The sequence below is a fragment of the Flagellimonas sp. genome, from assembly GCF_965233845.1.
In the GTDB taxonomy this organism is placed as follows: Bacteria; Bacteroidota; Bacteroidia; order Flavobacteriales; family Flavobacteriaceae; genus Flagellimonas.
This window is the reverse complement of the sequence record NZ_OZ247584.1, coordinates 244,268-264,042: the sequence shown is the minus strand read 5'-3', so window position 1 is coordinate 264,042 and position 19,775 is coordinate 244,268. Positions and strand designations below refer to the sequence as shown.

24 protein-coding genes are annotated in these 19,775 nt (G+C 42.2%); 2 read left to right on the top strand and 22 right to left on the bottom strand.

What is annotated here, in order from left to right; all coding sequences use genetic code 11:
- Window positions 1-25: 25 nt before the first annotated feature.
- From ACO6S0_RS01195 to cyoE, 16 genes are all read right to left on the bottom strand, one after another.
- Window positions 26-1,375, bottom strand: coding sequence for a TolC family protein (locus tag ACO6S0_RS01195; protein ID WP_422350226.1), 1,350 nt, complete (start codon window positions 1,373-1,375; stop codon window positions 26-28).
- 40 nt (window positions 1,376-1,415) lie between these two features.
- Window positions 1,416-2,531 carry an efflux RND transporter periplasmic adaptor subunit gene (locus ACO6S0_RS01190; RefSeq protein WP_422350225.1) on the bottom strand — a complete coding sequence of 372 codons (1,116 nt, stop codon included), beginning with the start codon at window positions 2,529-2,531 and terminating at the stop codon, window positions 1,416-1,418.
- 43 nt (window positions 2,532-2,574) lie between these two features.
- Window positions 2,575-3,774: an ABC transporter permease gene (locus ACO6S0_RS01185; RefSeq protein WP_422350224.1), complete on the bottom strand. Its 1,200-nt coding sequence runs from the start codon at window positions 3,772-3,774 to the stop codon at window positions 2,575-2,577.
- 58 nt (window positions 3,775-3,832) lie between these two features.
- Window positions 3,833-5,062 carry an ABC transporter permease gene (locus tag ACO6S0_RS01180; RefSeq protein ID WP_422350223.1) on the bottom strand — a complete coding sequence of 410 codons (1,230 nt, stop codon included), beginning with the start codon at window positions 5,060-5,062 and terminating at the stop codon, window positions 3,833-3,835.
- The gene (locus tag ACO6S0_RS01175) at window positions 5,055-5,756 is read right to left on the bottom strand and encodes an ABC transporter ATP-binding protein (protein ID WP_422350222.1); all 702 of its coding nucleotides are present in this window, start codon (window positions 5,754-5,756) and stop codon (window positions 5,055-5,057) included. Before ACO6S0_RS01175 ends, ACO6S0_RS01180 begins: the two co-directional genes overlap by 8 nt.
- 97 nt (window positions 5,757-5,853) lie before the next feature.
- Entirely contained in the window at window positions 5,854-6,966 is a 1,113-nt protein-coding gene (locus ACO6S0_RS01170) for an efflux RND transporter periplasmic adaptor subunit (protein WP_422350221.1), read from the bottom strand.
- 37 nt (window positions 6,967-7,003) lie between these two features.
- Window positions 7,004-8,263, bottom strand: coding sequence for an ABC transporter permease (locus tag ACO6S0_RS01165; RefSeq protein ID WP_422350220.1), 1,260 nt, complete (start codon window positions 8,261-8,263; stop codon window positions 7,004-7,006).
- Window positions 8,264-8,280: 17 nt separating this feature from the next.
- Window positions 8,281-9,525 carry an ABC transporter permease gene (locus ACO6S0_RS01160; RefSeq protein WP_422350219.1) on the bottom strand — a complete coding sequence of 415 codons (1,245 nt, stop codon included), beginning with the start codon at window positions 9,523-9,525 and terminating at the stop codon, window positions 8,281-8,283.
- Between the two features lie 114 nt (window positions 9,526-9,639).
- Complete coding sequence (locus ACO6S0_RS01155; RefSeq protein ID WP_422350218.1) at window positions 9,640-9,822, bottom strand: hypothetical protein; 183 nt, start codon at window positions 9,820-9,822, stop codon at window positions 9,640-9,642.
- Window positions 9,823-9,907: 85 nt separating this feature from the next.
- On the bottom strand, window positions 9,908-10,441 hold the full coding sequence (locus tag ACO6S0_RS01150) for a DUF420 domain-containing protein (RefSeq protein WP_422350217.1): 534 nt from the start codon (window positions 10,439-10,441) through the stop codon (window positions 9,908-9,910).
- Entirely contained in the window at window positions 10,441-11,187 is a 747-nt protein-coding gene (locus ACO6S0_RS01145) for an SCO family protein (protein ID WP_422350216.1), read from the bottom strand. The genes ACO6S0_RS01150 and ACO6S0_RS01145 overlap by 1 nt, the downstream gene beginning before the upstream one ends.
- A complete protein-coding gene (locus tag ACO6S0_RS01140; protein WP_422350215.1) occupies window positions 11,168-11,800 on the bottom strand; it encodes a hypothetical protein in 633 nt (210 codons plus the stop codon). Before ACO6S0_RS01140 ends, ACO6S0_RS01145 begins: the two co-directional genes overlap by 20 nt.
- A 71-nt stretch (window positions 11,801-11,871) precedes the next feature.
- Window positions 11,872-12,255 (bottom strand): cytochrome C oxidase subunit IV family protein, encoded by a 384-nt coding sequence (locus ACO6S0_RS01135; protein WP_422350214.1) that lies wholly within the window; start codon window positions 12,253-12,255, stop codon window positions 11,872-11,874.
- 46 nt (window positions 12,256-12,301) lie between these two features.
- Window positions 12,302-13,276, bottom strand: coding sequence for a cytochrome c oxidase subunit 3 (locus tag ACO6S0_RS01130; RefSeq protein WP_422350213.1), 975 nt, complete (start codon window positions 13,274-13,276; stop codon window positions 12,302-12,304).
- Window positions 13,277-13,369: 93 nt separating this feature from the next.
- Complete coding sequence (locus tag ACO6S0_RS01125) at window positions 13,370-13,951, bottom strand: cytochrome c oxidase subunit 3 (protein WP_422350212.1); 582 nt, start codon at window positions 13,949-13,951, stop codon at window positions 13,370-13,372.
- Window positions 13,952-13,955: 4 nt separating this feature from the next.
- Window positions 13,956-14,858, bottom strand: coding sequence for a heme o synthase (cyoE, locus tag ACO6S0_RS01120; RefSeq protein WP_422350211.1), 903 nt, complete (start codon window positions 14,856-14,858; stop codon window positions 13,956-13,958).
- A 127-nt stretch (window positions 14,859-14,985) separates the two neighbouring features.
- On the opposite strand from cyoE, the gene ACO6S0_RS01115 reads away from it, so the two are divergent.
- Window positions 14,986-15,876, top strand: coding sequence for an MBL fold metallo-hydrolase (locus ACO6S0_RS01115; RefSeq protein ID WP_422350210.1), 891 nt, complete (start codon window positions 14,986-14,988; stop codon window positions 15,874-15,876).
- Window positions 15,877-16,287: 411 nt separating this feature from the next.
- On the opposite strand, the gene ACO6S0_RS01110 is transcribed toward ACO6S0_RS01115, so the two are convergent.
- Together ACO6S0_RS01110 and ACO6S0_RS01105 are read right to left on the bottom strand one after the other, a co-directional pair.
- The gene (locus ACO6S0_RS01110) at window positions 16,288-16,527 is read right to left on the bottom strand and encodes a helix-turn-helix domain-containing protein (protein WP_422350209.1); all 240 of its coding nucleotides are present in this window, start codon (window positions 16,525-16,527) and stop codon (window positions 16,288-16,290) included.
- 19 nt (window positions 16,528-16,546) lie between these two features.
- Entirely contained in the window at window positions 16,547-16,786 is a 240-nt protein-coding gene (locus ACO6S0_RS01105; protein WP_422350208.1) for a helix-turn-helix domain-containing protein, read from the bottom strand.
- A gap of 120 nt (window positions 16,787-16,906) precedes the next feature.
- Between ACO6S0_RS01105 and ACO6S0_RS01100 the strand changes: the two genes are divergently transcribed.
- Entirely contained in the window at window positions 16,907-17,329 is a 423-nt protein-coding gene (locus ACO6S0_RS01100; RefSeq protein ID WP_422350207.1) for a hypothetical protein, read from the top strand.
- Window positions 17,330-17,353: 24 nt separating this feature from the next.
- Here the strand turns inward: ACO6S0_RS01100 and ACO6S0_RS01095 are convergent, their stop codons facing one another.
- The 4 genes from ACO6S0_RS01095 to gcvH all read right to left on the bottom strand — a co-directional run bounded on the left by ACO6S0_RS01095 (window position 17,354) and on the right by gcvH (window position 19,676).
- Window positions 17,354-17,923 carry a hypothetical protein gene (locus ACO6S0_RS01095; RefSeq protein ID WP_422350206.1) on the bottom strand — a complete coding sequence of 190 codons (570 nt, stop codon included), beginning with the start codon at window positions 17,921-17,923 and terminating at the stop codon, window positions 17,354-17,356.
- 221 nt (window positions 17,924-18,144) lie between these two features.
- Window positions 18,145-18,849, bottom strand: a complete 705-nt coding sequence (locus tag ACO6S0_RS01090; RefSeq protein WP_422350205.1) for an energy transducer TonB — start codon at window positions 18,847-18,849, stop codon at window positions 18,145-18,147.
- Between the two features lie 52 nt (window positions 18,850-18,901).
- Window positions 18,902-19,303, bottom strand: a complete 402-nt coding sequence (locus ACO6S0_RS01085; RefSeq protein ID WP_422350204.1) for a VanZ family protein — start codon at window positions 19,301-19,303, stop codon at window positions 18,902-18,904.
- A complete protein-coding gene (gcvH, locus tag ACO6S0_RS01080) occupies window positions 19,296-19,676 on the bottom strand; it encodes a glycine cleavage system protein GcvH (protein WP_422350203.1) in 381 nt (126 codons plus the stop codon). The genes ACO6S0_RS01085 and gcvH overlap by 8 nt, the downstream gene beginning before the upstream one ends.
- Window positions 19,677-19,775: the final 99 nt, after the last annotated feature.

The following is a 19,775-nucleotide window of genomic DNA, read 5'->3' as shown; positions in this document are numbered from 1 at the left end:
GTTTACAGTTCAATAGTCTACCCTGTTAGTTTAGGGAAATGGGAATGCCAAAGTAGAACTCCAATATTTTCAATCTAAAGATATAGTCATATTTGGTACGAATTACATCCGCTTCCGCATTGTCCACCCTGGACTGCGCTTGACTAAAATCAAAGGCATTCATCAACCCCACATTAAAACGTTCCTTGGCATATTCATAAGCCAATCTTCTGGCTTCCAAGGTTTTTTCAGCGGCTTCATAGGCCTTAAAAAAAGTGGTAACATCTACATAGGCTTGTTGGATGTTGGTTTCCAAATCCAGCTTATCCTGTTCAAACTGCAATTTGGCCTTCTCCAGATTGATTTGTGAGCGCTTTACATTGTTCCGGGTACTCCAACCATTAAAAATGGGCACATTCAACTGGGCACCATAGGAAACCCCATCAAAAATCCACAACTGATCGGTGAAACTTGGTGTAAAAGGCACTCCATTCTGATCTGGGATTTGGGTCACATCAGAATATCTTGTTCCATATTGGAAAAATGCCGACAGTGTAGGGTAATAGGCTCCTTTGGAAATTTTCAAGTCCTCTTCTGCAAGTTTTACGTTGGACTCAGAGAACTTGATATCGTTTCTAAAGCCCAGTGCTTTATCAAAAATGACCTTGGCAGAATTATCCAAAATATCCGATGGCGGAATCTCAAACTCCTCATCAGCAATATCAAAATTTTCGTAGTCGGTAATTTGAAGCAACTGTGCCAAATTGATTCTGGCAATCAACACCAGACTCTCCCCATTTACAATTTGCTGCTCTTGATTGGCGGCGGTGGCCTCAATTTCCAACAAGTCCCCTCTAGGCACCACCCCGGATTCCACCAACTCCTTAGTTCGCTTCAAATCCTGTTCAGTAACTGCATATTGTGCCCGGAAGGTCTTTAACTGTTCTTTATTGGAAATTACCTGCAAATACGCATTGGCCACGTTTAAGCGAATATCATCTTTCAAATCGTCCAAGCGATACTGACTGGCAATAGCGTTCAATTTGGCCCTTTCCAATTGGCGCATGTTACGCAAGCCGTCAAACAAGGTTACATTGGAACTCAATGACCCATTCACGTTGAAAGCTGTACTGTTGGTGGGCAGGTTATTAGTTGGATTAATGGAAAAACCCGTGTTACTTGAGATTGTGGATGACCCATTTAAATTGGGAAGCATGTTTCCAATGGCATCCGACTTATCAATTTTGGCGCTTTCCAAGTCCAATTCAAACTGTTCAATGGTCAAGTTGTTCTCCACGGCAAATGTTACACATTCCTGCAGGGTCCACTTTTTCATTTGAGCGTTGGTGGCGAGCATGGCAAATAGTGCCATGATCACTGTGATCTTAAATTTCATTCGTTTTTTGATTTTTTGATTGATTATTGTTTGGGCCATTCTAGGAATCATCCTCATCGCTCTTCTTCTCCAATTTGTTCCAAACCTTTATTTTGTCTCCTTCCTCAATTCCGGAAACCACTTCTACATCAATTCCATCACTAACACCCAACTCCAAATCCTTTCGCTCAAATTCATTCTCACTCACTTCTATTTCCACATAGGGTTTTTCTGTTTCCTTATCAAATTGCAATAATGCTTCCTTGATGGCCAAAACATCCTTCTTTTCTTCCAAAACAATGGAGGCATTGGCACTGTATCCCGCTCTTACATAGGTACTGTCATTCACCACCAAATCGCCTTCTATTTTAAACTGAACCGCACCTTCTTCCTCTACTCCTTTGGGAGCGATAAACTTTAGTTCCGCATCAAATTTGTTCTTTTCCAAGGCACCTAAGCTAATTTCCAAGGGCATTCCCACGCTTAGTTTACCAACCTCGGCTTCATCCACTTCTCCCTCAAAAATCATTTTGGTCATGTCCGCAATGGTGGCAATAGTGGTTCCATCGTTAAAATTGTTACTCTGGATAACCTGATCTCCTTCTTCCACAGGGATTTCCAGTATGGTTCCGGATACGGTAGCCCTGATATTAGTATTTGCGCTTGAGGATCCACCTGCAGAACCTATTCTGATAATCTGATAATCCGCTCTGGAATTGGTAAGCTCCTGCACTGCTTGATCATAAGTCAACTTTTGGTTGTTGAAATCTTGGCTAGAAATAACGCCTTTGTCAAACAGGGCTTTGTTGCGATCAAACTCGATTTTGGCATTGTTCAAAGCCAATTCTGCATTTCTTACCCGCCCCGCTGCTTGGTTCAGGGATTGCTCATTGGGCACCACTTTGATGACCGCGATCAAATCCCCAGCCTTGACCTCAACGCCTTCCTCCAAGTATATTTTATCTATAATCCCGGAAATCTGTGGCTTAATGTTGATTTCATCTTCCGGAATAACCTTGCCCGTAACAATTACTTTGTTTACAATGTCTTTGCGTTCCAGAGATTCCGTTTCATAAATCTGGGTTGGGGTACTGTTTTGTTTAAGGAAATAAACCACAGCGCCTAAAATTCCGACCGATACAATCGTGATTAACCCGTATTTTACGTATTTGTTCATTACTACTTATTTGATCGTTATCTAATTTTTTTTTAATATCAACTTATTCTTCCCGCAAGGCTTCAATGGGACGGACTTTAATAGCTTTGATCGCTGGTATCAACCCAATCAACAAGCTTAGGAACACCATCCAAAAGAAGGAGAAACTAAACTGTCCTATGCTCACCATGGGCTTGACAAAGGGAAAATCTTCCCCACTTCCCCACAGCGAATCCAGGATGGCCAAAATTCCGACGGAAATGGCAAATCCAACCAATCCGGCAAAGGAAGTCAACACTACCGCTTCCATCAAGATTTGCCTTAGTACCAATCTCGGGGTTGCACCCAAAGCTCTTCTCACTCCAATTTCCTTGGTCCGTTCCTTTACAGTAATCAACAGGATGTTACTAATGGCAATCACCCCTGCCAATAAGGTGAGCAGTCCCACAAAGTAGGAGAACCCTCTTAGTACCATGGTAAAGGAAGAAATATTGTTGAATATCTCAGACATATCAAAGCTTCCAATCGCCCTCTCGTCATTGGGGTGTATATCGTATTTGTTTTTGAGAATGTCCTTGATCCTACTTTCTACTACGGGAACCTTGGTGTTGGGTTCCACTGCGATCGCCATCCATCCCATCCGATCTCCGGAATTGAAGGCTTTTTGAAAGGTTGAAAATGGGATAAAAACCGCATTCTCCCCATCAATATTGATATTGTTGTTGGGCTTGTAGATACCCACCACGGAGAAGAACACTCCATTGATCCTGATATCCTCACCAATAGCATCTTCGCCTTTCTCAAATAAAAGTTTATACGTTTCCTCCCCAATCACGCAGACTTTTTTGGAATTGTCAATGTCTGTTTGGTTCAAAAAGCGTCCTTCAACCAGTCTCTTTTTGGTGATATTATCGATTTCGGGATAATCGCCATACACGGAGGATCCGCTGGTTTGGCCCTTTCTATATACAGTGACCACACTTCTGTGACTTCCCAATTCGATTCTTGGTGCCAAGACCTCAATTTCAGGAATTTCACGTTTAAGAATCTCCGCATCCTCAATTTTATAGCGAATCCTTCTTCCTCTTTCAAAGCCCTTATAAGGTTCAGAGGTGGACTGTCCCCAAACAAAAAGACTGTTGGAAGCCGTACCCGCAAAAATTTTGTCGAATCCGTTGGTCATTCCATTGGAAGATCCCAAAAGCAGCATCAAAATGATCATGGCAAAGATGACCCCCAACATGGTCAAGAATGTGCGAAACATGTTCTTTCCAAGGGTGTGGAAAACTTCAATCCATAAATCTCTATCGAATAACCACATATTACTTATCGCTTAAGGCCACTATAGGTTTGACATTGGCAGCTTTTACTGCAGGAATCAATCCGGCCAGTACCCCGGCAACAATTAGAATAATGGTTGCTGTGATCACTGTTGACAAACTAACGTTTGGATTGGTAAAGGCGGGCGTGTTTATAGTCGGTCCTATCAAGGACAAAATAATCCACGCAAATCCCAGTCCGATAAAACCAGATAAAGCCGTTATAAATGTGGATTCCAAAAGCACCAAATTAATAATTTGCTTGGGCTGTGCACCCAATGCTTTTCGAACCCCAATCTCCTTGGTTCGCTCCTTGATGGTGAATACCATAATGTTCCCAATGCCCACAATTCCAGCAATCAATATTAGAAAGCCCACACCAATACTTATCGCACTTAAAACCGCAGAAAAACTGCTGATGTCATCAAAGGCTTCCGCATAGTTCCAAACATTGATTCCAGCCTGATCCTCTGGAGCCACTTTATGTCTTCTTTTCATTAAATCCTCCAAACGATCGGAAAATTCCAAAGCCTTGGTAAGGTCGTAAGTTGGGTTGTAGGTCAACACAATTTGGTGGACGTCATTGGTATCCCCAAAAATTCTTTGATAGGTTGTTATTGGAGCATAAATACCTCGCTCCGCATTGTCATCGCCATCATCTGTAAAGACCCCAACAACCCTAAAAGGCAACCCGTTAAACTCAACAAATTGGCCCAACGGATCTTCATCCTTAAACAAATCCTCGGCCACCTTTCTTCCAATCACGGCCACCTTGGCCCTATTGACCACATCGGCATTGTTAAAAAACCTCCCCTTGGTAATAAGGGTTTTTTCTATGATCTGATGGTCCGGGTGTACGGCTTGCACGGAGTAGTTCCCAGTCTCACTTTTATAGCGAGCCGTTGTATTTGTAAAATAACGGGTGCTGATATATTCAACATCCTTGGGAAAGCTCTCCTTTATGTATTGATAATCGTCATTTTTCAGCTGAATCCTTCTTCCTGCTTCAAAACCTCCATAGGCTTGGGCGGTAGTACCGGGTCTAATAAAAATGGAGTTGGTGGCATCATCATTAAATTGGCTTGTAAATCCGTTCTGCATCCCGTTTACGGAAGCCAACAGCATCACCAAAATAAAGATGGCCCATCCCACAGAAAAACCGGTCAAGAACGTTCTGAGTTTGTTGTTCTTGAGGGTGTGAAAGATTTCTTGCCAAATGTCCCGATCAAACATATTGTTGTGCTCTTACCTGGTCTATTTTTTTGTCTTCTACAATAACACCGTCCTTAAGGTGCACAATTCGCTTGCACATATGTGCAATATCCTCTTCGTGGGTCACCACCAAAATGGTATTCCCTTCGTCATTTATTTTTTGGATAAGGTCCATAACCTCATAGGAAGTTGTACTGTCCAAGGCTCCCGTAGGTTCATCTGCCAACAGTACTTTAGGTTCTGCGGCCATGGCTCTGGCAATGGCCACCCTTTGCTTTTGCCCCCCTGAAAGTTCGCTGGGTAAATGGCTTGCCCATTCTTTAAGACCTACTTTTTCCAAATAGCTCATGGCTTTTTCCTGTCGTTCTTTCCTGCCCACTTTTTGATAATACAAGGGCAAGGCCACGTTTTCCAATGCCGACTTGTAATTGATCAGGTTAAATGATTGGAAGATGAATCCCAAGAACTTATTCCTGTATTGGGCCGCTTTGGTCTCACTTAAATCCTTGATCGGAACATTATCCAATGTATACTCCCCTGAATCGGCCACATCCAACATTCCCAAAATATTCAACAAGGTAGATTTGCCGGAACCCGAGGATCCCATAATGGCCACTAGTTCGCCTGATTCTGCCTTAAAATTGATGCCTTTGAGTACATGAAGGGAATTGCTTCCCATTCTATAGGATTTGTGAAGGTCCTTGATTTCTATCATGATTGGTGCTATTAGCTATCTGGCATTTTAACTCCTGTAATATGACTTACAAGTTGTTAAAATGTTACAAGATTATTTGAAAATTTTTGTTAAATGATTAATTGGCAGATTCTTCCTCCTCAACGGCGTTCCATATTTTCACCTTATCATCGGAATTGAGGCCGGATTTTACCTCCACAAAAATGCCGTCGCTAATACCCAACTCCACATCCTTGCGCTCAAATTGTTGTTCTGAAGTTTCTATTTCCACATAGGGTTCCTTGGTCTCGCGATCAAACTGCACCAAAGCTTCCTTCAGTGCCAAAACACTATCTGCACGGGCCAAAATAATGGATGCATTGGCACTCAACCCTGCCCTAATAAATACGGAATCCCTTTTCTTGAGCGTCCCTTTAATTTCAAATTGAATGGCACCGTTCTCCTCTTTGCCTTTGGGCGCGATATAATCCAAAACAGCATCAAAAACTTCATTCTCTATGGCTCCAACGGTAATTTCCAGAGGTAGGTCCTCGGTAATTTTTCCTACTTCGGATTCGTCCACTTTCCCCTCAAAAATCATCTTTTCCACATCGGCTACTGCGGCAATGGTTGTACCCTCGTTAAAATTGTTGCTTTCAATCACCTGGTTCCCCACTTCCACAGGCACCTCCAATACCATTCCGCTCACTGTGGATCGAATCAAGGTGTTGGCCGCATTGCTCAACCCCCTAGTGGTTCCTGTTTTCACAATATCATAGCGTTTATTGGCTGCGCCATAAGCCTGTTTGGCCTGATCATAGGTTACTTGGGCGCGCTCCAAATCGGCCTTGGATATAACCCCTTTGTTGAACAAGGACAGTTGTCTTTCGTAATTTCTTTTTTGGTCATCCAAATTGATTTTGGACTCGTCAATGGCATTTCGGGCATCATTAAGTGCATTCAAATTGGGAACAACCTTGATTTTTGCCAAAAGGTCGCCCGATTTAACGTAATCGCCCCCTTCCACATAAATCTCTTCGATGACTCCAGAGATATTGGGTTTGATCAACACTTCTTCCAAAGGAAGAATACTCCCTGTGGCCACAGCTTTTTTAACGATATTTTGTTTGGAGGGCTTTTCCGTTTCGTAGACCACGGGATCCTCAGAATTTTTTTGATACAAGTAATACATGGAGCCACCGAATACCACAACGATGAGCAACAAGATGATGATGGTTACTGACTTTTTCATTTTAATTCCTATTGTTATTTGATTGATTCAAGTTATCTTAATCTGTTCGAAGTGCTTCAATGGGCCTCACTTTGATGGCACTATTGGCGGGTATGAATCCAGCCAAAAGTCCAGATACCATAAGAATGACCAGTGCTCCGCTTACCACCCCAACGCTTACACTGGGATTGATAAACATGTCCACGGGCCCCACACTGTCCAAAAGCGAATTGATTCCATAAATGACCAGCGACCCAAATATAATGCCCGCCATTCCTGAAATAATAGTCAGGAAAATGGACTCCATTAAAATCTGCTTTTTAATGGACCAAGGTTGTTCCCCCAGCGCCCTGCGAATCCCAATTTCCTTGGTGCGTTCCTTCACCACAATGAGCATAATGTTACTGACGCCAATAATTCCGGAAAGCAACACCATAATTCCAACCAGGTAGGCAATGGCTTTTAATCCCACAAACAAGCTCTCCACCCTATTGAACTGCTCGTATAGGTCAAAATGGCCAATGGCCCGGTTATCCTCTGGATGCACCTTATGCCGTTCCTTCATAACTCTGATAATATCCTCCTTTAAACGGGAAATGGAACTGCCATCGTGGGCGGTTATAGCCATCCAGCCTACATCTTCACCTCGATTAAAGGCCTGTGCAAAAGCGGTAAAGGGTACATATATTTCCTTTTGGGCCTCTTCCCCATCCCCATCGTTATTTTTCTTTTTATAGGTGCCTATGACCATAAAATTGACCCCTTGAATCTTGATATAACTACCAAGTACTTCTTCTCCCTTCTCGTACAATTCGGACTTAACCCCTTGCCCAATTACGGCCACCTTTCTTTTCTCCCTGAGGTCATTGTGGTTGATAAACCGCCCCGAGGTCACGGTCATGGGGTCTTGATTGATGATTTCGGGATAGTCGCCATAGACATTATAGGCTCCCACGCGAATGCCCCTGATTACATTTCCGCCTCCGCGGAACCCGCCCAATTGATTCCTTGGGGAGACAAACCGAAGGTTGGGCACATTATCCCAAATGGCCTGGACATCACTTACTTTGAATTCAAATCTTCTGTCTTTGGGAAGGCCTTCATAAGGTTTTGTGGTTCTGCGGGTCCACATGAACATGGTATTGGTGGCAATGTCTCCAAAATCCGCTCGGATTCCATTTTCAAAGCCTTTCCCAGCGGCCAGAAGCACAATTAGGATGAAGATACCCCAACACACCCCGAAAGCCGTAAGAATGGTTCGGCCCACATTGCTGGTGAGCACTTCCAAAATTTCCCGCCATCTATCCCTGTTAAACATGGTAATTGGTTTTAAGGTTATTCATCCCGTAACGATTCTATCACTTGAACCCTAGCGGCGCGCAGTGCTGGTACAAGTCCTGCAAGAGCTCCTGCAAAAATGAGCACCATAACCGTGGAAAATGCCACCGTAAAATTCACAGACGGATTCTTTACATATTCAATTTGAACATGGGGTCCCAAAAACTCCAGTATCAACATGCTAAAAATCAAACCTGAAAAACCGGAAATTGCGGTAACAAAAATGGATTCATGCAAAATCATGCCCACAATGGACCAAGGCTTGGCACCCAAAGCTTTCCGAATTCCAATTTCACGGGTACGTTCCTTGACCACGATCAGCATAATATTGCTGACCCCAACCACTCCGGCAATAATGGTGCAAACGCCCACAAACCAGAAAAATAGTTTCATATTGTTGGTAATACCATAGTAGCGCTTGGCCTCCTCCATGGCACTCCAAACCCTCACTCCAGATTCATCTTCTGGTGCAACCAGATGCTCCTCTTTCAAGAATTTTCGGAGGTTGTCCTTAAACGCTACAGCTTGGGCTACGGCTTGATCAAAATTTTCTACTGGAGGTAAAGTATAGGAAAGCGTGTTTAATTTGTCATCCCCATTAAACACCCTTTGGCCCGTAGTCAAGGGTATGTAAATACGCTCTTCTTCCCTTTCGTTTTGTTCTTTAAAGACACCGATAATTGTAAACTGGATTCCCGCGATTTCAATGCGCTCTCCAACGGGTGTCTCCACATCTTTGAAAACATCACCCCGAATTTTCTTTCCGATAACGGCCACCTTACCCAGGGACACTTCGTCCTTGTAGTTGATAAACCGCCCTTCTATAGTGGAGAAACCTTCTATAAACTGAAATTCGGAGGATACCCCTTGAATGCCATAGACCAAGGATTCGCTACCGTAGTTGATGTTGACGTTGCGCACAAAAACACGCGGGGATTCATATTCAATATCCTCCTTGAACATTCTTCCAGCAGTTTCATAATCCGCATTTTTGAAGCGGATAACCCTTCCCGGGTTGAGTCCCTTGTACGCTTTTGAAGTCGCCTCGGGCCAAGCCCATACGCTAGTGGTTGCATCCTGTTTGAACTCGTGTTCAATACCATTCTGCATCCCTTGTCCAAAACCCAATAATATGACAAGAATAAATATACCGGAAGCCACGGAAAGCCCGGTCAAAAAAGTACGCAGTTTGTTCTTCCGTATGGTGTCAAATATTTCTTGCCACCTTTCAATGTCGAACATGATGGTTGGTGTTTGATGATTGATGAAATACGTAAACGTATATTCAATAAGACAAAGCTACCATCAAATTGTTACACCTTTTTGCAAAAAATATGTGAAAATTTTAGATTTTTCTTAAGCGCGGAGCTTTTTATACACGAAATAGAACAATCCGCCTATCAAAATATAGGGAATTGCCATTAAATAGACGATGCCGTTATTGATCCCTTCCGCGGTTTTTCCATCGGCATCGCTTTCCACTACGGCCCTACACATGGCACATTGGGCTTCGGTGAGTTGGGGGAAAAGGAAAAACATAGCAAGAAGTATAAAAACACCTCTCCGTCCTGATAAAATTATCAGGACACCTCTCCTAATAGGAGAGAAGCTTAATTTGGTCAGTTTAATGTGCATAGTAGGGTGATATCATGAGATAAACAACAACCCCGGTTACTGCCACGTACAGCCAAATGGGAAAAGTGAATTTGGCCCATTTCCTATGACCTTGAAAATCCCCTAGATATCCCTTGGAATAGGTGACCAATACCAATGGAATTACAGCAATAGAGAGGGCGATATGCGTGATTAGAATAAAGAAATATAGGTATTGGATTGCACCATCACCTCCAAACTTAGTACTATCCGATGTCATGTGATAGGCCACATACATCACCAAAAAGAGTGCTGAGAGCACAATACAGGTGGTCATCAATTTTTGATGCAAGTTCCTTTTTCCATTTTTAATGGCAATCACCGCCCAAACCAACAGTATGGCTGTCAGTCCATTAATGGAAGCATAAATTGGCGGTAAAAAAGAAAGTGGTTTGGCATTGGGAATCTTATACCCGAATAATAGGGCAACCACTACCGGTATAGCGATTGAAATTATGGTAATCCAACGCTTAAATCTTTTTTCCTTGGCTAAATCATGTTCCATCAGTCCTCGAGCAATAATTTTTGAATATCTTCCTTGAGCATGGTAATCTGTTGGGCCTCTCCTTCTTTATTTACCCCTTGCTTTTCCGTTATAGTTCCCCGATAATATATCATTGGATTTCCAAATTCGTCATCGCGCGAACGGATATAGCCCTCCTTGTCCACCAAGGCAAACATACCCGAATGCTCAAAACCACCTGGAGCATCCTCTGTCTCGCTGGCCACAATATAGAAGCCTTCTTGGGCCAAGGTATAAATGGAGTCCCTATCCCCTGTCAACAAATGCCAATCTTCATCGGTAATCCCATACTTGCTTGCATATTTCTTCAACACGGTAGGGGTATCATATCTTGGGTTAATGGTAAACGATGCCACGCCAAACTCGGGATGCTCTCTAAACGTATCTTGTAATTCCACCAAGTTCTGGGTCATAATTGGGCAAATGGTAGGGCAGGTGGTAAAAAAGAAGTCCACCAGATAAACTTTCCCCAAATAATCCTTGTTGGAAACCAATACACTATCCTGGTTCAAAAAGGAAAAGTTGGGAACCTTTCTCTTCTTGCCATTGCTGATCACATATCCCAATTTGGATTGTTGGGGAACCGCACTCATGCGATCCGTTTCCACTACAGTTCCCTTTTTTAGGGTCTTAGTAATCTCACTCACCGCAAATATCCCAAAAATCAGGATGATGGCGGATACCCAAACGTAGTTGTATTTCTTCTTCTTAGTTGCTCCTGTCGGCATTGTTTTTCTTTAAAGAAAGGCGATATTCGGCAAGAATGATCTTTACATCATCTTCCATCTTGTTGTTCAGATCAGCTACAGATGTGGTATTGAATCCATATTTGGTTCCTTCATCCTCATCATCTGTTCTTCCTCTAAGGTTACGGTCTTTGTCCACAATAAACACATAGGCGGTACCCAAATCTTCGTCCAAGGATAAATTGGTTTTCAAGCTTTCAAACAGGGATTTTATGTCCCCTTCCGTACCATACACAAAATTCCATCTGTCGGTTTCGGAAAGTTTGCCCAAATCCTTTCTAAGCACCTCCACCTTTTCCTCTTCACCCGCGGGAACCACCATGATGATCTGAAAATCGGTGAATTTACCAAAGCGCTTATAAATCTTTTGGTTCAGATTAAAGGCATTTCCTTTTTTGTAGTCAATATTGTTCCCCAGAAAACCCAGAACGGTAATCTTGTTGTTGAGCCTTGCACTTCCTTCAAAATTATCCAGCTCAGGTATGTTTTGGGTTAAAATGGGCAATCTCCCAAAGTTGTTTACGCCAGAGGCAAAAAACAAATAGGCCACTAGGGGAAAGACAAAGAGAACGATTAAAACAGAGGCCTTTTTCATGATGAATTTGCTGAGTGCAAAAATAAAAAAAGACGGTCAAGAAACCGCCTTTTCATATTGTTAATCCTTTACTAGAAATTCCAGGACATATACCCATCCTTGAACACGTTGTAAATATAATCCGCTTCAAAGAGCAATATAAATATCAGGTAGCAGATCAAGAATATCGGTGTCCAAACAATAGCCCTACGCAAAGAACTTTTCTCATCCCTTAGGTGCATGAAATCCCAGGCAATATAATAGGCTTTCACCAAGGTAAGAATAATGAATATCCAGTTGAGGAGTTTCATTCCAAGGAAGAAATTCCCCGTCAAAGCCGCTGGTTTGGCGATACCCAAGCCTACTTCAACTGCGGTTACCAAGGTTAGAAAAATCAGTACTCCCCAAATCTTTTGGACGTTGGACTTGAACTTTACCAGTCCTCTAAAAATTTCAAGTTTATGCTCGTGCGCCATGTGTTTTTATTTATTGGATTTCCGACTTCTCGGAAATGAAAATCAATTATACCAGGTAGAAGAACGTAAATACGAATACCCACACCAAATCTACAAAGTGCCAGTAGAGTCCAACCTTTTCCACCATTTCATAATGACCTCTTCTTTCGTAGGTTCCCAAAATGATATTGAAAAAGATAATGATGTTGATCACTACTCCAGAGAATACGTGGAACCCGTGGAATCCCGTGATGAAAAAGAAGAAATCCGCAAAAAGTCGGCTTCCGTATTCGTTATGGATAAGGTTTGCACCTTCCACCACTTGAGAGGCATCTGCTAATTTTGCCAATGAACCTGCTCGATCCAAAACAGTCTTTTCACCATGTTCGTTAATGGTCTCGGTACGAATCAAAATATTTGGTGAAGCCTTGAACCCTTCAACTACTTCATTTAAGGAATAGCTGGTTTTGTAGCCTTCTTGCATAAACCAAACACCCTCGCTCTTTACATGCTTAATCCGGTCTTCTGGCAAGGTTTTGGCAAAATCTGCCAAGGCAGCCCTTTCGCCAGTTTCGGCATTTACAAATTGAAGTATCCTACCCCCTTTAGTCTCAATCGCCCCAAAGTCACCTTTAATAAAAGTAGCCCATTCCCAAGCCTGTGAACCAACGAAGATGGCACCACCTATAATGGTAAGGAACATATAAAGAATGACCTTTTTTTGAATCATTTTATGTCCAGCGTCCACAGCCAATACCATGGTTACGGAAGACATGATCAGAATAAAGGTCATAAAGGCCACATAGTACATGGGATAATTACCGTGGAAGAAAGGAACGTGGGTAAACACCTCATCGGCAATGGGCCAGGTTTCAATGAACTTGAACCTGGAAAAACCGTAAGAAACCAAGAATCCAGAGAAGGTCAAGGCATCCGAGACGATGAAAAACCACATCATCATTTTTCCATAACTCGCATTTAGGGGCCTGTTTCCGCCTCCCCAAACGCTTTCTTCATTACCGGTAGTTACCGTTGTATCCATATAAAAAGGTCGTTTTAATAAAACTTTAGCAAAAATACATCTTTTGCTGTATTGAAAAAGACAAAGTTGAATGAAAACTACTTCATCAAAAATTTATTTCACGAAATACATAAAAAGTATGAGATATACCCAAAGGAAATCCAAGAAATGCCAGAAGGTAGCCCCCAGTTCCAAGCCCAACAAATTGTCCGGTGAATATTTCCCCCTAAGCTGCTGAACCAAAACCGTCAACAATGAAATAAGCCCGGCCACCACGTGGACAATGTGCACCGCAGCGATCAAAAACACATAGGACATTTTAATGTTACTGGTTGGCCCTGTAAAGTAATAGCCGTTCTCCAACATTTGGGAAAATCCAATAAACTGCAGCACAATAAAGGAAATGCCCAGTACCAAGGTTCCCAATAACAGCAGCGTTCCTCTTTTTGCGTTGCCCGCAGCTACCGCCTGTTTGGCCAAAAAATAAGTGATGCTGCTCAATATGATGATCGCCGTGCTCACAAAAAAGGCCTGGGGCAGTTCCAGATCACTGATCCAATCCTCCCGTTTGCTGCTTACAATGTAGGCACTCGTCCATCCTGCAAAACCCATGATCAGGCTCACAATTCCAAACCAGAGCAACATTTTTTTGGCTCTTTTGTTCTTTACTTCAATATCCACTTCGGTGAAATCCATAGGCTTAACCAATAAACTTATCTATAACGTAAATAATCTGAATCAATGAGATGTAGGTAACACTGGCCAGCATCAACTTTCTTGCGGCTGGGTTATCCCTTTTTTCGTACAGTTTGAAAGCAAAAACCAGCATCACCAGCCCTGCCAACAACACCAGTACCGCTGCTGGAATGGACAAATGCAATCTTCCTGTAAACCCAAATGCGGGCATAATGGAAATTACGATCATCCAAATGGTGTACAGTATAATTTGAAGGGCGGTACCTGCATCTTTTTTTCCAGTGGGCAACATTTTAAAGCCGCCTTTTTTGTAATCTTCGTCCAACATCCAGCCCAATGCCCAGAAATGGGGGAATTGCCAAAAAAACTGAATCATGAACAAGGTTCCCGGTTCAATGCCAAAATCGTTGGTAGCCGCCACCCATCCCAACATAAAGGGAATGGCCCCTGGCAAAGCTCCTACAAATACCGAAAGCGGAGTTTTGGTCTTAAGAGGCGTATAGGCACTGGTGTACAGAAAAATGGAAATGGCCCCGAACATGGCCGTTTTGGGGCTCAAAATGTATAGGGCGATCACGCCAAGGATGGTCATTACAATGGCAATGGTCATGGCTGTGGCCACTGTCATCCGACCAGATGGGATGGGTCGATTTTTGGTGCGGTTCATGAGCGCATCCAAATCCTTTTCTATCACCTGATTGTACGCATTGGAAGCCCCAACCATGCAATAGCCGCCAAAGGCAAGGAGCATCAAAGAGACCATGTCGATTTGATAGGCTCCCAAAAAATAACCTGCAATGGACGAAAACACCACACTTACGGCCAGTTTGGCCTTGGTGATTTCCTTAAAATCGGTAAAAATCAAGGAAAGGGAAGTGCTTTTTACAGAACCTACGGCAGATTTCATCCTCATTTTTTAATGGCAGGCAAAGATAACGCCAGCCTATCTCTTTTCCAACCTATTGACGGTCTTTGTGTTATTTTTGATGGGACGGTACGTCCAAGAATAGGTAACAACCCTTAAAACCATCATCATGCGCCTCCTTTTAACCCTGCTTTTTGTTTTTCCAGCCTTTCTCAATGCCCAAATGGAAGAGGTGACCATTACCGTGGATACCCTAACTTCCAACACCTATATGCTTACGGGTAGAGGCGGTAACATTGGGATTTATGTGGGGCAGGATAAAGTTTATATGATCGATGACCAGTTTGCCCCCTTAAGCGATAAAATCAAAAAAACGATTGCTTCCTTAACCAACAAGTCCGTTTCCTTTTTGGTGAACACCCATATGCATGGTGACCATACAGGAGGAAATGCAAATTTCAATTCTTATGAAACCACCATTGTGGCACAGGACAATGTGCGCAAACGACTACAAGAACGTGGGCAAAAAAATGTGGCCGATAAAAAGTTATCGCAATCCGATTACGAAAAGAGCCTACCTGAAATCACACATGCCGATGGGATGACCTTTTACGAGGGTGATGAGATTATTATGCTCATGCACGTGCACAATGCCCATACCGATGGGGATACCCAAGTCTATTTTGTCAACGAAAATGTGCTGCATATGGGCGACACTTATTTTGCGGGTCGTTACCCTTATATCGACATCAACAGCGGGGGAAGCATTGATGGGTATATCGCTGCCAGTAAAAATGCGCTCATGGTGATTGATGCCGAAACCCAAATTATCCCTGGGCATGGTAGACCTTCAAACAAAAAAGAACTGCAAGGCTTTGTGGCCATGTTGGAGGATATACGCAGCATTATCCAGAAAGAAATTGATGCGGGTAAAGGTTTGGAAGAGGTAAAAAACAACAGCGCGCTGTTAGCCAAGTATGATGAAACCCATGGGAAAGCCTATATAAATCCGGAAAAGATGCGGGAGGCAGTGTACAGAAGTTTGAAAATGGAAAATTGAAAATGGAAAATGGTGCCAGATGTTCGATGCTTGATGTTGGAGGTCAGAAGCTAGATGGTTAGATTTTTGGATTGTTCGATTGTTGGGATTTGGAAATTGGCCGTTGGAGGTCTGAACTCTGATTTCTGAAGAACCAAGAAACAAGACCCAAGAAACAAGACCCTTGCACCTGAACTTGAGTTTGAACTTAAAGTGGAACGCTCGATGATTGGATTGGCGGAATTTGGGATTTGAAGGTTGTTTGATGATGGATGCCAGATGCTGAATGTTAGAAGTTAGATGCTGGAAGTCAGAAGACGAAAATCAGATATCTGAAATCTGAAGTCTGAAATCTGAAATCTGAAGACCCAAGAAATAAGATAAAAGATAAAAGACACTTGCACCTGAACTTGAGTTTGAACTTCATCAAAACTAGCCTTCAAAATCGAAGAAACTCTGAATATCTACCTGTAACGCCTTGGCTATTAAATTCAAAGTAGCAACTGAAGTACTGATTTCACCTCTTTCTATGCGTCCAATTTGGTTTTTGGACATTTTTGAATCGATTTCCAACGCCGCTTGTGACAAATCGGTTTGCTCTCGAAGTTCCCTAATGCGGTTTCCAAGCTTTTTTAGAAATTCATAATCTTTTTCGGTATACTTTCTTCGCATACAGAATCAAATACAATTCTTAGTCGTCAAGTAAAAACAAATTGGCCAAAGGAACTTCTAGCGCATTTGCTATTCGGTTTAAGGTAACCAAACTTGTATTGTTTTCAGCTCTTTCTACTCGACCTACCTGAGTTTTCGGTATATCTGCCTCTATGGATAAATCATGTTGGGACATGCCTTTTTCTTCACGTAGAAAACGAATCCTTTTACCTACTTTCTTTATAATTGCCAAGTCCTCTGGCTGATACTCTCTATACACAACTCCAAAATGGCATCTTTTATGTCAAAATTCGGTTACATCGTTGCGCTTTGCTAAATTATTTATATATCTTTAAACAGACACCGAGCATAGCCCCCCAATTATCCAACACCATTGGCTATGACACCTATTTCTATTTTAGAGGGAATCCAAAACTTTTGGGAAAGCAACTCCCACACTACCCTAGAACTGACCTTTGAAACTTTGGAAATCACTTTGTTAAACCATGGCAATCCGCTTGACAAACATATACGACGGGATGCCGAGCTTATCCTTCAAAAATCCAAAGACTCAACTCTCCTAACGATGGATGTGGTGGACAATCTGGTGTTTCCCTTTCTCTTTGCTTTTGATCCCAAAGAAGCGCTGGCTGGCAAAACCGCAAGCATGCAAAAACTCCCACGGCCCTTAAACCACGGGAGTCTCGGTATTAAACCTCATTCCCTAGAATTGGAGTTTACCATTGAACCTCCAGAGAAACAAAGGGAATTACGGGTGAGGCACTCTTACAAACTCCCTTCAGAGGTATTGAAATTCGGTTGATTTCACCTATCAAGCAACTTCCACCTATTTCTCCCAATCATATTTGTCCAATATCTCATGAGAATCGATTCCTGTCATACCGCTAGCCATAAGTTTAGAATGTGTATCAATTCCAATAATGATTATAGGAAACTTATTGTTCTTTTCTCCAAATTCTACATCTGATCTAAATATCCCCCTCTTAATAACTTCATTTTGCTTCAAACAAACTGGACTTGACCCGATAACCTCCAAACTTTGATTACAAACCTCACAAGGTTTTGAAAATTTGACCCTTCTGCGTAAAGCATCAAATTCTAGAATATTCTTTGCGGTAAAAAGGTAATACCCGGGACTTGCAGGCAAACCATAAAAATTGACATCAGTAATTTTTTCTGTTTGAACAAATTCCTTAAATCTTTCTGAAACAATTAAATATCCATCATAGGTATAGGAAACGTCCAGCTTCTTTTTAATTTTAAAATCAGAAGACACCGCCTTTTCATTGTTTAGAACTAAATCGTCACAAGGACATCGTTCCAAGTTAGCTGGTACAGAATTGGGCCACATAAAACTCAAATTGTCATGCCCAAATAAATCATAAGCAATTATCATTATTTCAAATTTGGATGTTGTCGTTTAAAATCTCTTGCCGCTTTCCAATACTTTAACTTTTTTGCTCTATAAAAATTGTTTAAAGCCCCGCTACCGCAAGATTGCATCTTGTGGTCATATCTACAAAGCTAAGCATGTGTTAGTTAAACCCGCAAAAAAAGCCCTGACGTTTCCATCAGGGCTTTTTCATTCCTGCCTCAACAGGAATTGTAAATCTTCTTTTACTGTAGCTTAAAGGTAATTGGAATACTGAAAGGAACCTTTACAGCTCTACCTCTCTGCTTTCCAGGAGTCATTTTAGGAAGCTTTTGGATAATTCTCATCGCTTCTTTCTCCAAGTTTTTGTCCGGCCCACGCATTCTAATGTTTCCGATACTTCCATCCTTTTGGATAACAAAAATTACGTTTACCCTTCCTTGAACTCCCATTTCTTGGGCGATTTCCGGATAACGGAAGTTTTTACGGATGTGCTTCTGCATCATATCCTGGAAACACTGTTTTTTATTGCTGGCCCCCTCACAACCAGGGAATACCGGTACGTCTTCAATTACGGCAAATGGAACGGAGATATCTTCCTCTACTTCTTCCACTTCAACCTCTTCCACTTCCATAACTTCTTCTTCCTGACTGGTTTCTGTAGATTCGATTACGGTTTCCTCAACTTCCTCCTCATCTTCAACAACCTCGATAACTTCAGGTGCAGCTGGTGGCGGTGGTGGTGGTGGTGTCTTGATCTGCTCCGTCATGGGCACCTCCTCATCCAACTGATCTTCAACATTCATAGAGATGTCATAATCATTGGATTTGTCATATTTCTTCCACTCCATGGCTCCATAAACCAACCCCAAAACAGCGGCCAACCCTATCACAAAATAGAGTGAACTGTTTTTTCCTACGTCTGCTTTTGGATTCTTTTTTAGTTCCATCGTTCTGAATTTAGTGTTTGCTAATTTAATTATTAATTGATGAAATAAACAATTAAAATTTCCATTTTAACGGCCTTTCTTTGGAAAAATACCATTTAATTAAGAGAACTCCTGCAAATGCCCCCAATGTATTGGCAACCACATCTCCCAATTCGGCCATGCGATCCTGCGTTAGTGCGTACTGTAATACCTCAATAATTATACCGTAAGTTATGGCAGCGATCAATGCCCACTGCATAGCCTTTCCCAGTTCCATTTGGCCTTGGGTTTTCTCACGCAACATTAGGCAGGCAAGTACCCCAAAAATCAGATAAAAAATAAAATGGGTAATCTTATCTGCATAAGGTATGCGAATGGAACCCGTATCCAGCCCTGAAAAAGAAAATAAGCTGAGTGTTGTTAAAAACAAGACCCAGCCTATAAAAAGTACGGTATAAATATTTTTTTTAAGCACCAATCAATGCTTTGTAATCTGTATCGCTCATTAAATCATCAACTTCAGCAGCATCACTGATTTTGATCTTGATCATCCACCCTTCACCATAAGGGTCTGTATTTACCTTCTCCGGTTCATCTTCCAAAGCCTCGTTAAACTCGATGATTTCGCCGCTCAAGGGCAAAAACAAATCCGATACGGTTTTTACGGCTTCAACCGTTCCAAAAACCTCTTCCCTGTCCAAGGTTTCATCCACAGTTTCCACTTCCACATAAACAATGTCCCCAAGTTCCCCTTGGGCAAAATCCGTGATTCCCACGGTGGCAACATCGCCGTCAATCTTGATCCATTCGTGGTCTTTGGTGTACTTTAATTCTGCTGGTATGTTCATTATTAATTTGTATTAGTCCAGTGACAAATGTAACGGATCGGATATAGCTTTTCAAGTAAACTTTGCAACAAAAATATTGGCTTTATAAACCGGCTCAAA